At 66.1% G+C, this 12,297-nt stretch carries 12 protein-coding genes; 4 read left to right on the top strand and 8 right to left on the bottom strand.

Annotated features, from left to right (window positions below):
* Positions 1 to 2: 2 nt before the first annotated feature.
* Complete coding sequence (gene glyS / locus RTI28_RS19540; RefSeq protein ID WP_316921974.1) at positions 3 to 2,057, bottom strand: glycine--tRNA ligase subunit beta; 2,055 nt, start codon at positions 2,055 to 2,057, stop codon at positions 3 to 5.
* A complete protein-coding gene (gene glyQ / locus RTI28_RS19535; protein ID WP_042121700.1) occupies positions 2,054 to 3,001 on the bottom strand; it encodes a glycine--tRNA ligase subunit alpha in 948 nt (315 codons plus the stop codon). Before glyQ ends, glyS begins: the two co-directional genes overlap by 4 nt.
* 82 nt (positions 3,002 to 3,083) lie before the next feature.
* Between glyQ and RTI28_RS19530 the strand changes: the two genes are divergently transcribed.
* A complete protein-coding gene (locus RTI28_RS19530; protein ID WP_316921973.1) occupies positions 3,084 to 3,635 on the top strand; it encodes a DNA-3-methyladenine glycosylase I in 552 nt (183 codons plus the stop codon).
* 39 nt (positions 3,636 to 3,674) lie between these two features.
* Positions 3,675 to 4,562, top strand: coding sequence for a lysophospholipid acyltransferase (locus RTI28_RS19525; protein ID WP_042121679.1), 888 nt, complete (start codon positions 3,675 to 3,677; stop codon positions 4,560 to 4,562).
* A gap of 175 nt (positions 4,563 to 4,737) precedes the next feature.
* Here the strand turns inward: RTI28_RS19525 and RTI28_RS19520 are convergent, their stop codons facing one another.
* Genes RTI28_RS19520 through def form a run of 5 tightly spaced genes read right to left on the bottom strand, consistent with a single transcriptional unit; the run spans position 4,738 to position 9,268 of the window.
* Positions 4,738 to 5,052, bottom strand: a complete 315-nt coding sequence (locus tag RTI28_RS19520) for a tetratricopeptide repeat protein (protein ID WP_316921972.1) — start codon at positions 5,050 to 5,052, stop codon at positions 4,738 to 4,740.
* Positions 5,053 to 5,065: 13 nt separating this feature from the next.
* Positions 5,066 to 6,439, bottom strand: a complete 1,374-nt coding sequence (gene trkA / locus RTI28_RS19515; protein WP_316921971.1) for a Trk system potassium transporter TrkA — start codon at positions 6,437 to 6,439, stop codon at positions 5,066 to 5,068.
* A 24-nt stretch (positions 6,440 to 6,463) separates the two neighbouring features.
* Complete coding sequence (gene rsmB, locus RTI28_RS19510) at positions 6,464 to 7,774, bottom strand: 16S rRNA (cytosine(967)-C(5))-methyltransferase RsmB (protein WP_316921970.1); 1,311 nt, start codon at positions 7,772 to 7,774, stop codon at positions 6,464 to 6,466.
* Positions 7,771 to 8,703 (bottom strand): methionyl-tRNA formyltransferase, encoded by a 933-nt coding sequence (fmt, locus tag RTI28_RS19505; protein ID WP_316921969.1) that lies wholly within the window; start codon positions 8,701 to 8,703, stop codon positions 7,771 to 7,773. The genes rsmB and fmt overlap by 4 nt, the downstream gene beginning before the upstream one ends.
* Positions 8,704 to 8,761: 58 nt before the next feature.
* Entirely contained in the window at positions 8,762 to 9,268 is a 507-nt protein-coding gene (def, locus tag RTI28_RS19500; protein ID WP_316921968.1) for a peptide deformylase, read from the bottom strand.
* A gap of 209 nt (positions 9,269 to 9,477) precedes the next feature.
* On the opposite strand from def, the gene dprA reads away from it, so the two are divergent.
* The gene (gene dprA / locus RTI28_RS19495) at positions 9,478 to 10,575 is read left to right on the top strand and encodes a DNA-processing protein DprA (protein ID WP_316921967.1); all 1,098 of its coding nucleotides are present in this window, start codon (positions 9,478 to 9,480) and stop codon (positions 10,573 to 10,575) included.
* A 37-nt stretch (positions 10,576 to 10,612) separates the two neighbouring features.
* Positions 10,613 to 11,170, top strand: coding sequence for an L-threonylcarbamoyladenylate synthase (locus RTI28_RS19490; protein ID WP_089266641.1), 558 nt, complete (start codon positions 10,613 to 10,615; stop codon positions 11,168 to 11,170).
* A 148-nt stretch (positions 11,171 to 11,318) separates the two neighbouring features.
* Here the strand turns inward: RTI28_RS19490 and RTI28_RS19485 are convergent, their stop codons facing one another.
* Positions 11,319 to 12,296: an NADPH:quinone reductase gene (locus RTI28_RS19485; protein ID WP_316921966.1), complete on the bottom strand. Its 978-nt coding sequence runs from the start codon at positions 12,294 to 12,296 to the stop codon at positions 11,319 to 11,321.
* Between the last annotated feature and the right edge of the window lies 1 nt (position 12,297).

Genomic DNA, 12,297 nt, shown 5'->3' with positions numbered 1-12,297 from the left:
GCTTACCCCAGCAGCGAGATGTCGGCCACGCCCAGGAACAGACCGCGCAGGCGGTTGAGCAGGGCGTAACGGTTGGCACGCACGTTGGCGTCCTCGGCATTGACCATCACCGCTTCGAAGAACGCATCCACCGGCTCGCGCAGGGCGGCCAGGCGGGCCAGCGACTCGGTGTACTGGCGCTGCGCGGCCATCGGCTGCACGGCCTGGTCGGCCTGCTGGATCGCCGAGTACAGGGAGAACTCGTTGGCGTTGTCGAAGTACTTCGGCTCGACGTGGTTGGCGATGGTGCCTTCGGCCTTGCTCAGCAGGTTCGACACGCGCTTGTTCACCGCGGCCAGGGCAGCGGCTTCCGGCAGCTTGCGGAACGACTGCACGGCCTGCACGCGCTGGTCGAAGTCCAGGGCCGAGCCTGGCTTCAAGGCACGTACCGACAGGTAGGTGGCGACGTCGATGCCTTCGTCTTCGTAGCGTGCGCGCAGGCGGTCGAAGATGAACTCCAGGACCTGCTCGGACAGGCCGGCGGCCTTGACCTTGGCGCCGAACTGCTTGACGGCGACGTCCACCGCTTCGGTCAGGTCGAGGTCCAGCTGCTTCTCGATCAGGATGCGCAGCACGCCCAGTGCCGCGCGACGCAGGGCATAGGGGTCCTTGCTGCCGGTCGGCAGCATGCCGATGCCGAAGATGCCGACCAGGGTGTCGAGCTTGTCGGCGATGGCCACGGCCGCGCCGGTCAGGGTCGACGGCAGTTCCGCACCGGCACCGCGCGGCATGTACTGCTCGTTCAGGGCCAGGGCGACGTCTTCCGGCTCGCCGTCGTTGAGGGCGTAGTAGTAGCCGGCGACGCCTTGCATTTCAGGGAATTCGCCGACCATCTCGGTGGCCAGGTCGCACTTCGACAGCAGGCCGGCGCGGGCAGCGCGGCCGGCATCGCCACCGATCTTGCTGGCGATGAACGCGGCCAGCTTGCTCACACGCTCGGCCTTGTCGAAGACGCTGCCCAGCTGGGCCTGGAACACCACGTTCTGCAGGCGCTCGTTGAAGCTTTCCAGCGGCTGCTTCTTGTCCTGCTTGAAGAAGAACTCGGCGTCGGTCAGGCGCGGACGCACGACCTTCTCGTTGCCTTCGATGATCTGCTTCGGATCGCGGCTCTCGACGTTGGCCACGGTGATGAAGCGCGGCAGCAGCTTGCCGTCGACGTCCAGCAGGCAGAAATACTTCTGGTTGTCCTGCATGGTGGTGATCAGGGCTTCCTGCGGCACTTCGAGGAAACGCTCCTCGAACGAGCAGACCAGCGGCACCGGCCACTCGACCAGCGCGGTCACTTCGTCCAGCAGCGCCGGCGGCACGATCGCGGTGCCTTCCTGCTGCATGGCCAGTTCGGCGGTGCGCTTGCTGATCAGCTCGCGACGCTCGGCGAAGTCGGCCAGGACGTAGGCCTTGCGCAGGTCTTCCTGGTAGTTGGCCGGGGCGCTGATGCGCACGTTTTCCGGGTGGTGGAAGCGGTGACCGCGGGACTCGCGACCGGCGGTCTGGGCGAGGATGGTGCAGTCGACGACCTGGTCACCGAGCAGCATCACCAGCCACTGGGTCGGCCGCACGAACTCTTCCTTGCGCGCGCCCCAGCGCATGCGCTTGGGAATCGGCAGGTCGTTCAGCGAATCCTCGACGATGGTCGGCAGCAGGCTGGCGGTGGCCTTGCCCGGGATGTGCTGGGAGAAGCGCAGCTTGGCGCCGCTCTGGTCGATGTCCGACAGCTCCACGCCACACTTCTTGGCGAAGCCCAGGGCTGCCTGGGTCGGGTTGCCGTCGGCGTCGAAGGCGGCCTGACGGGGCGGGCCGTCGACGTTGATGCTGCGGTCCGGCTGCTGGGTGTCCAGGTTGCGGATCAGCACGGCCAGGCGGCGCGGCGCGGCGAACACGCGCTTGTCGCTGTAGTTCAGGCCGGCGGCCTGCAGGCCTTTCTCGATGCCGGCGAGGAAGGCGTCGCCGAGGCTGGCGAGGGCTTTGGGTGGCAGTTCTTCGGTGCCCAGTTCTACCAGGAAATCTTGAGCACTCATTCCGCAGCCTCCAGCTTGGCCAACACTTCGTCACGCAGTTCAGGGGTCGCCATCGGGAAGCCGAGGCGGGCACGGGCCTGCAGGTAGCTCTGGGCAACGGCCCGGGCCAGGGTGCGCACGCGCAGGATGTAGCGCTGGCGTTCGGTCACCGAGATGGCGCGACGGGCGTCCAGCAGGTTGAAGGTGTGCGAGGCCTTGAGGACCATTTCGTAGGTCGGCAGCGGCAGTTCCAGCTCGATCAGGCGGTTCGCTTCGCTTTCGTAGAAGTCGAACAGTTCGAACAGCTTCTCGACGTTGGCGTGTTCGAAGTTGTAGGTCGACTGCTCCACTTCGTTCTGGTGGAACACGTCGCCGTAGGTGACCTTGCCGAACGGACCGTCGGTCCAGATCAGGTCATACACCGAGTCGACGCCCTGCAGGTACATGGCCAGGCGCTCGAGACCGTAGGTGATCTCGCCGGTGACCGGCAGGCACTCGATGCCGCCGACCTGCTGGAAGTAGGTGAACTGGGTGACTTCCATGCCGTTGAGCCAGATTTCCCAACCCAGACCCCAGGCGCCGAGGGTCGGCGATTCCCAGTTGTCTTCGACGAAACGGATGTCGTGCACCAGCGGATCCAGGCCGATCGCCTTCAGCGAGCCCAGGTACAGCTCCTGGAAGTTCGCCGGGTTCGGCTTCAGGACCACCTGGAACTGGTAGTAGTGCTGCAGGCGGTTGGGGTTTTCGCCGTAGCGGCCATCGCCCGGACGGCGGCTTGGCTGGACATAGGCGGCGTTCCAGGTTTCAGGGCCTACGGCGCGCAGAAACGTGGCGGTATGAAAAGTGCCGGCGCCCACTTCCATATCGTAGGGCTGAAGCACCACACAACCTTGCTCGGCCCAGTACTGCTGGAGCGCGAGGATCAAGTCTTGGAAGGTACGCACGGCTGGCGTAGGCTGGCTCACGAAATTCACCTGTTTCTAGGGCTGCGAATATAAAGAGCGGGAGTATAACCCGATTCGCCCCGGCCTCTACCCATGGTGCTTTATGCCACGTTGCTTTTGGTGTACCGACGATCCGCTGTACCAGGCTTATCACGACGAGGAGTGGGGAACGCCGCAACGCGACCCGGGGCAGCTGTTTGAGATGCTTCTTCTGGAAGGGTTCCAGGCCGGCCTGTCGTGGATCACCGTTTTGAAGAAACGCGCGCGTTATCGCGAGGTCATGTTCGGCTTCGATCCCCACCGGTTGGCGCAGATGAGCGATGAGGAAATCGAGGAACGCATGCTCGATCCGGGCATCATCCGCAACCGTCTCAAGCTCAACGCCGCGCGGCGCAACGCGCGGGCCTGGCTGGCGCTGGAAGACCCGGCGACCTGGCTGTGGTCCTTTGTCGGCGGTGAGCCCAAGGTCAACCACTTCAGCGCCCGCGACCAGGTGCCCGCAGTGACCGATGAAGCCACGGCAATGAGCAAGGCCCTGCAGAAGGCCGGTTTCACCTTCGTCGGCCCGACCATCTGCTACGCCTTCATGCAGGCCACCGGCATGGTCATGGACCACACCACCGATTGCGATCGATACGCCGCCCTGCTGCGCTGACGGTTACAATGCCCGGCTTGTGTATGGAGGAACCTGCCTGTGGATAAATTCAAGGGCGCCTTGATGGTCGGGGCGTTGCGGTTGTTTGCCAAGCTGCCCTGGGGCGCGGTGCAGCGGGTCGGTGCGGCGATCGGCTGGATCATGTGGAAGATTCCCAACAGCTCGCGCGAAGTGGTGCGCATCAACCTGGCCAAGTGCTTCCCGGAGATGGACCCGGTCGAACGCGAGAAGCTGGTGGGCCGCACCCTGATGGATATCGGCAAGTCCTTCACCGAAAGCGCCTGCGCCTGGATCTGGCCGGCGCAGCGTTCCATCGACCTGGTGCGCGAGGTCGAGGGCCTGGATGTACTGAAGGACGCGCTGGCCTCGGGCAAGGGCGTGGTCGGCATCACCAGCCACCTGGGCAACTGGGAAGTGCTCAACCACTTCTATTGCAGCCAGTGCAAACCGATCATCTTCTACCGGCCGCCGAAGCTGAAGGCGGTGGACGACCTGTTGCGCGAACAGCGCGTGCAACTGGGCAACCGCGTGGCGCCGTCGACCAAGGAAGGCATCCTCAGCATCATCAAGGAAGTGCGCAAGGGCGGCCAGGTGGGCATCCCGGCGGACCCGGAGCCGGCGGAATCGGCGGGGATCTTCGTGCCGTTCCTCGGGACGAAGGCGCTGACCAGCAAGTTCGTGCCGAACATGCTGGCTGGTGGCAAGGCGGTGGGGGTGTTCCTGCATGCGCTGCGGTTGCCGGATGGCAGTGGCTTCAAGGTGATCCTCGAAGCAGCGCCGGAGGCGATGTACAGCACCGATACCGAGACTTCGGCGGCGGCCATGAGCCAGGTGGTGGAGAAATATGTGCGGGCGTATCCGAGCCAGTACATGTGGAGCATGAAGCGCTTCAAGAAGCGGCCGGCTGGAGAGGCGCGCTGGTACTGAGGGCCTCATCGCTGGCAACGCCCGCTTCCAAATCTTGTGGCTGCCAAAGCCCCCTGTAGGAGCGGGCGTTGCCCGCGAAAGGACCGCACAGCGGTCCCAGACCTCACCGCAGTCAGGGGCCGCTGTGCGGCCCTTTCGCGGGCAAGCCACGCTCCTACAGGGGGAACGCGGCAACTCAGTTTCTGGCTTTATCCAGCTTCTTGAGGAACACCGCCATCTCCTTCTCGGCCTGCTTGTCGCCATGGGCCTGAGCCGCCGCGATCCCCCGCTCCCAGGCATCCCGTGCGTTCACCAGGTCTCCCTGCTGCTGCCAGGCCTTGCCCAACAACTTCCACGCCGCCGAATACTTCGGATCCTGCTCCACACAGCGCGCCAGGTGCACCGCCGCTTCCGCGCCGTTGCCCTCGTCCAGCCACGCCTTGCCCAGGCCAAAGCGCAACAGCGGGTTATCCACACCCTTGGCCAGCATCTTTTCCAGCGATTCGCGCATTCGTCTTCTCCTGTCAGAAGAACGTCAGACCGACGTGGAACAGCTTCTCCACATCGCGGATGTACTTCTTGTCCACAACGAAGAGGATCACGTGGTCACCGCTCTTGATCACAGTGTCGTCGTGGGCGATCAGCACTTCCTCGTCGCGGATGATGGCGCCGATGGTGGTGCCCGGCGGCAGGTTGATCTCTTCGATGGCCTTGCCGACCACCTTGCTCGACTTCGAATCGCCGTGGGCGATGGCCTCGATGGCCTCCGCCGCACCACGGCGCAGCGAGTGCACGCTGACGATATCGCCACGGCGCACGTGGGCCAGCAAGGTACCAATGGTGGCCAGCTGCGGGCTGATGGCGATGTCGATCTCGCCGCCCTGGACCAGGTCGACGTAGGCCGGGTTGTTGATGATGGTCATCACCTTGCGCGCACCGAGACGCTTGGCCAGCAGCGAGGACATGATGTTGGCCTCGTCGTCGTTGGTCAGGGCGAGGAAGATGTCGGCGTCGGCGATGTTCTCTTCCAGCAGCAGGTCGCGGTCCGAGGCACTGCCCTGGAGGACCACCGTGCTGTCGAGGTTGTCCGACAGATAGCGGCAGCGCGCCGGGCTCATCTCGATGATCTTCACCTGGTAGCGGCTTTCGATGGCCTCGGCCAGGCGTTCGCCGATCTGCCCGCCACCGGCGATGACCACGCGCTTGTTGGTCTCGTCGAGGCGGCGCAGTTCGCCCATCACCGCACGGATGTCGGCCTTGGCGGCGATGAAGAACACCTCGTCATCGGCCTCGATCACCGTGTCGCCCTGCGGCAGGATCGGCCGGTCGCGGCGGAAGATCGCCGCCACGCGGGTATCGACATTGGGCATGTGCGCGCGGATCTGCCGCAGTTGCTGGCCCACCAGCGGCCCGCCGTAGTAGGCCTTGACCGCCACCAGCTGGGCCTTGCCCTCGGCGAAGTCGATCACCTGCAGGGCGCCGGGATGTTCGATCAGGCGCTTGATGTAGTGGGTCACCACCTGTTCCGGGCTGATCAGCACGTCCACCGGGATGGCTTCGTTGTCGAACAGACCGGCACGGGTCAGGTAGGCCGACTCGCGCACCCGGGCGATCTTGGTCGGGGTGTGGAACAGGGTGTGGGCGACCTGGCAGGCGACCATGTTGGTCTCGTCGCTGTTGGTCACCGCCACCAGCATGTCGGCGTCGTCGGCACCGGCCTGGCGCAGGATGGTCGGGAACGAGCCACGGCCCTGGACGGTGCGGATGTCGAGGCGGTCGCCAAGATCGCGCAGCCGGTCGCCATCGGTGTCGACCACGGTGATGTCGTTGGCTTCGCTGGCCAGGTGTTCGGCCAGCGTGCCGCCGACCTGCCCTGCGCCAAGGATGATGATCTTCATCCGCTGTCCCCTTCCCTTTTTCTGTTAACCGCGCGCGGCGGCGATCTTGATCAGCTTGGCGTAGTAGAAACCATCGTGCCCGCCCTCCTGGGCGAGCAACTGGCGACCGTGGGGCTGGCGGATGCCGGCGTCGGTCGCCAGGTCCAGCTCGCGGGCACCGGGGGTGCGGGCGAGGAAGGCCGCGATCACCTCGGTGTTTTCCGTGGGCAGGGTCGAGCAGGTGGCGTAGAGCAGCATGCCGCCGACTTCCAGGGGCGGCCACAGGGCGTCGAGCAACTCGCCCTGCAGGCTGGCGAGGGCGGCGATATCGTCGGCCTGGCGGGTCAGCTTGATGTCCGGGTGACGGCGGATCACGCCGGTGGCGGAGCACGGTGCGTCCAGCAGGATGCGCTGGAAACTCTTGCCGTCCCACCAGCTGGCGGTATCGCGGGCGTCGCAGGCGATCAGCTGGGCGTCGAGGCCAAGGCGGTCGAGGTTCTCGCGGACCCGGGTCAGGCGCTTGGCTTCCAGGTCGATGGCGACCACGCCGGCCAGCTTCGCCTCGGCTTCGAGCAGGTGACAGGTCTTGCCGCCGGGGGCGCAGCAGGCGTCCAGCACCCGTTGCCCCGGCGCCAGTTCGAGCAGGTCGGCGGCCAGTTGCGCGGCTTCGTCCTGCACGCTGATCCAGCCCTGTTCGAAGCCGGGCAGGTTGCGCACGTCGCAGGCTTCGGCGAGGAGGATGCCGTCGCGGCTGTACTGGCATGGCGCCGCTTCGATGCCGGCTTCACCCAGCAGGCCGAGGTAGGCGTCGCGGCTGTGATGGCGGCGGTTGACCCGCAGGATCATCGGCGGGTGGGCGTTGTTGGCGGCGCAGATGGCCTCCCACTGCTCGGGCCAGAAGGCTTTCAGCGACTTCTGCAGCCAGCGCGGGTGGGCGGTGCGCACCACCGGGTCGCGTTCCATCTCGGCGAGCAGGTCGTTGCCCTCGCGCTGGGCGCGGCGCAGCACGGCATTGAGCAGGCCCTTGGCCCATGGCTTCTTCAGCTTGTCGGCACAGCCCACGGTCTCACCGATGGCGGCGTGCTCGGGGACGCGGGTATAGAAGAGCTGGTACAGACCGACCAGCAACAGCGCCTGGACATCGGCATCGGCGCTCTTGAACGGCTTTTGCAGCAGGCGCTCGGCCAGTGCCGACAGGCGGGGCTGCCAGCGCGCGGTGCCGAAGGCGAGGTCCTGGGTCAGGCCGCGATCACGGGCCTCGACCTTGTCCAGTTGCGTCGGCAGCGAGCTGTTCAGCGAGGCCTTGCCGCTGAGCACGGCGGCCAGGGCCCGGGCGGCGGCCAGACGTGGGTTCATTGGCCGAGTACCGTGCCGGGGGTGAATTTCTCGCGGCGGCTGTTGAACAGGTCGCTGAAGTTCAGCGCCTTGCCGCCGGGCAGTTGCAGGCGGGTCAGGCACAGCGCGCCTTCACCGCAGGCGACCACCAGACCGTCCTTGCTCGCCGAGACGATTTCACCCGGCTCGCCCTTGCCCTCGGCGAGGGTCGCGGCCAGCACTTTCAGGGCTTCGCCGCCGAGGCTGCTGTGGCAGATCGGCCACGGGTTGAAGGCGCGAACCAGGCGCTCCAGCTCGACGGCCGGGCGGCTCCAGTCGAGGCGCGCCTCGTCCTTGTTGAGCTTGTGGGCATAGGTCGCCAGGGCGTCGTCCTGCACTTCACCGGGCAGGGTACCGGCGTCGAGGCCGGCGATGGCTTGCAGTACTGCCGGCGGGCCGAGTTCGGCGAGACGGTCGTGGAGGCTGCCGCCGGTGTCTTCGGCAGTGATCGGCGTGCTGACCTTGAGCAGCATCGGCCCGGTGTCCAGGCCGGCTTCCATGCGCATCACGGTCACGCCGCTCTCGGCATCGCCCGCCTGCACCGCGCGCTGGATCGGCGCGGCGCCGCGCCAGCGCGGCAGCAGCGAGGCGTGGCTGTTGATGCAGCCGTGTTTCGGGATATCCAGCACCACCTGCGGCAGGATCAGGCCGTAGGCCACCACCACCATCAGGTCCGGCTGCAGCGCGGCCAGTTCGGCCTGGGCCTCGGGATTGCGCAGGGTCGGCGGTTGCAGCACCGGGATGCCGTTATCCACAGCCAGTTGCTTGACCGGGCTCGGCATCAGCTTCTGCCCGCGCCCGGCCGGACGGTCCGGCTGGGTGTAGACGGCGATGATTTCGTGCTGGCTGGCCAGCAGGGCCTTGAGGTGTTCGGCGGCGAACTCGGGGGTGCCCGCGAAGACGATGCGCATGCAGTTCTCGCTTAAAAGAAAAAGGCTTGCCGGAGCAAGCCTTCAGGAGTGAGGAGGATCAAGCTTGCTGGCGGTGCTGCTTTTCCAGCTTCTTCTTGATGCGGTCGCGTTTGAGCGTCGACAGGTAATCGACGAACAGCTTGCCGTTGAGGTGGTCGCATTCGTGCTGGATGCACACGGCGAGCAGGCCTTCGGCGATCAGCTCGAACGGCTTGCCGTCGCGGTCCAGGGCCTTGACCCGGACTTGCAGCGGACGGTCGACGTTCTCGTAGAAGCCCGGCACCGACAGGCAGCCTTCCTGGTACTGGCCCATGTCCTGGGTCAGCTCTTCCAGCTCGGGGTTGATGAACACCCGTGGCTCGCTGCGGTCTTCGCTGAGGTCCATGACTACCACGCGCTTGTGCACGTTGACCTGGGTCGCGGCGAGACCGATGCCGGGGGCTTCGTACATGGTTTCGAACATGTCATCCACCAACTGGCGGATGGCGTCGTCGACTTCCGTCACCGGTTTGGCGAGGGTGCGAAGGCGCGAGTCCGGGAATTCGAGGATGTTCAGAATGGCCATAGGCGTATGAGCTGCACTGTGCGATGTGTGACAAACATGAACGCACATAATAAAGGGATTCGCTGCGTTCGGCACCTGTGAAAAGGTCGGCTAGGGTTGAAAAACCGGCTGTCGGCAGCGTTGCGCTGGACAGTTGTCAAAGCATTATCAACAGAGTTATCCACAGGTTTTTAAATGTGGATGCCCGCCGAAAGATCAAGGATGGTCTTATGTCTTGCCCTGAATTTCCCACCTGCCCGCCCGCCGAGCTGGAGGCGCGTCTGCGTCTGCAGCGCTTGCCCGAGGTCGGGCCGCGCCGCTTCGTGAAACTGATCCAGGCCTTCGGCAGCGCCTCGGCGGCCCTCAGCGCGCCGGCCTCCGCGTGGCTGGCGCTGGGTATCCCGCAGGTCGCCTGCGAGGCCCGGCGCAGCGCCGCGGTGCGTGATGGGGCGGCCGCTGCAATGCGCTGGCTAGAGCGCCCCGGCCAGCATTTGCTGATGTGGGACGATGGCGCCTACCCCGCCCTGCTCGCGGAAATTTCCGATCCACCACCGCTGCTGTTCGTCGCCGGCAACGCCGCACTTGTGGATAAACCGCAGTTGGCGATCGTCGGCAGCCGGCGTGCCACACCCCCCGCCCTGGGGACTGCCGCGGCGTTTTCGCGGAGCCTCGCCCGGGCCGGTTTCGTCATCACCAGCGGCCTGGCGCTGGGCATCGACGGGGCCGCGCACCAGGCTGCCGTCGAGGCGGGCGGAGCGACCATCGGTGTGCTCGGCACCGGTCTGGAAAAACGTTATCCACAGCGCCACCTCGGTCTGGCACGGCGCATGCTGGAGAACGGCAGCGCGCTGCTTTCCGAGTTTCCCCTGGATGCCGGTCCGTTGCCGGGCAACTTTCCGCGCCGCAACCGCATCATCAGCGGTTTGTCGCTGGGCGTGCTGGTGGTGGAGGCCAGCCTGGCCAGCGGTTCGCTGATCACCGCCAGGCTGGCGGCGGAACAGGGCCGCGAGGTGTTCGCCATTCCCGGTTCGATCCATCATCCAGGGGCCAAGGGCTGCCACCAGTTGATCCGCGATGGCGCGTTGCTGGTGGAAAGCATCGAGCAGATCCTCGAAAGCCTGCGCGGCTGGCAGAACCTGGCGCCAGCGCCTGTGGATAAGCCTGAGCATCCGCTGGTCGCGCTGTTGCTCGCCGCACCGCACACCAGCGAAGGCCTGGCCCTGGCCCTCGGCCAGCCACTGGCCAAGGTGCTGGCGGCGCTGACCGAACTGGAGCTGGACGGGCGTATCTGCAATGAAGCCGGGCGTTGGTTTGCCCGTTCCGGCTAAGTACACTGCGCAGCAGCCTACAAGCGGAGTGAAACAAATGGTCAACAGTTGGCGTGCGCAACAAGCCGCGCGGGAAATCCGGGCCGGAGCGGTCATCGCCTATCCGACCGAAGCGGTCTGGGGCCTGGGCTGTGACCCATGGAACGAAGAAGCGGTGGATCGCCTGCTGGCGCTCAAGTCGCGTTCGGTGAACAAGGGCCTGATCCTGATCGCCGACAACATTCGTCAGTTCGACTTCCTGTTCGAAGATTTCCCGGACGTCTGGCTCGATCGCATGAGCAGTACCTGGCCCGGACCGAACACCTGGCTGGTGCCGCATCAGGGGCTGCTGCCGGAGTGGATCACCGGCGTGCACGACACCGTGGCGCTGCGGGTCAGCGATCATCCGCTGGTGCGTGACCTGTGCTCGCTGGTGGGGCCGCTGGTGTCGACCTCGGCCAACCCGGCCGGGCGGCCGGCAGCGAAGAGCCGGTTGCGGGTGGAACAGTATTTCCACGGTCAGCTGGATCTGGTGCTGGGCGGGGCGCTGGGTGGGCGGAAGCATCCGAGTGTGATTCGTGATCTGGCCACTGGCGAGGTGGTTCGGGCGGGCTGACCCGGAGTGCGGTGTCCTCGTAGGAGCGTGGCTTGCCCGCGAAGGATCGCATAGCGGTCCCTGGTGCTGCCAATGCGATTCTGGGACCGCTTTGCGCTCCTTCGCGGGCAAGCCACGCTCCTACGTGGGGCTGGCTCTCGATCAGCAATCAGGGAATCAGAACCGTCGACCCCACCGTCCGCCGCGCCGACAATTCCTCCTGCGCCCGCGCCGCCTCGGCCAGCGGATAGCGCTGCTGGATATCCACCTTCACCTTGCCGCTGGCAATCATCGCGAACAGCTCATTGGCCATGGCCTGGGTGTTTTCCGCAGTGTTCGCGTAACTGGCCAGCGTCGGCCGGGTCACATACAGCGAGCCCTTCTGCGCCAGGATCCCCAGGTTCACCCCGCTCACCGCGCCCGAGGCATTGCCGAAGCTGACCATCAGCCCGCGCGGCGCCAGGCAGTCCAGCGAAGTCAGCCAGGTGTCCTGGCCCACACCGTCGTACACCACCGGGCATTTCCTGCCATCGGTCAGTTCCAGCACCCGCTGCGCCACGTCCTCGCGGCTGTAGTCGATGGTCGCCCAGGCGCCGAGGGCCTTGGCGCGCTCGGCCTTTTCCGGCGAACTCACGGTGCCGATCAGCTTCGCGCCCAGGGCCCTGGCCCACTGGCAGGCCAGCGAGCCGACCCCGCCCGCGGCGGCATGGAACAGGATGATCTCGCCCGGCTGCACGTCGTGGGTCTGGCGCAGCAGGTACTGCACGGTCAGGCCCTTGAGCATCACCGCCGCGGCGTCCTCGAAGCTGACGCTTTGCGGCAGCGACACCAGGTTGGCCGCCGGCAGTTCGTGGACTTCGCTGTAGGCGCCAAGCGGGCCACCGGCGTAGGCCACGCGGTCACCGGCCTTGAAGCGGGTCACGCCCTCGCCCACCGCCTCGACCACCCCTGCACCCTCGGTGCCCAGACCCGAAGGCAGGCTCGGTGGCGCATATAGGCCACTGCGGAAATAGGTGTCGATGAAATTCAGGCCGATGGCGTGGTTGCGCACGCGCACATTGCCCGCCGCCGGCGCCTTGGGTTCGAACTCGACCAGGGTCAGGACCTCGGGGCCGCCATGCTGGCTGAACTGGATACGCTTGGCCATC

The organism is Pseudomonas sp. zfem002, from assembly GCF_032621685.1.
GTDB lineage: Bacteria > Pseudomonadota > Gammaproteobacteria > Pseudomonadales > Pseudomonadaceae > Aquipseudomonas > Aquipseudomonas japonica.
The sequence above is the reverse complement of the archived record's forward strand: the minus strand, read 5'-3'. Positions and strand labels throughout refer to the sequence as shown.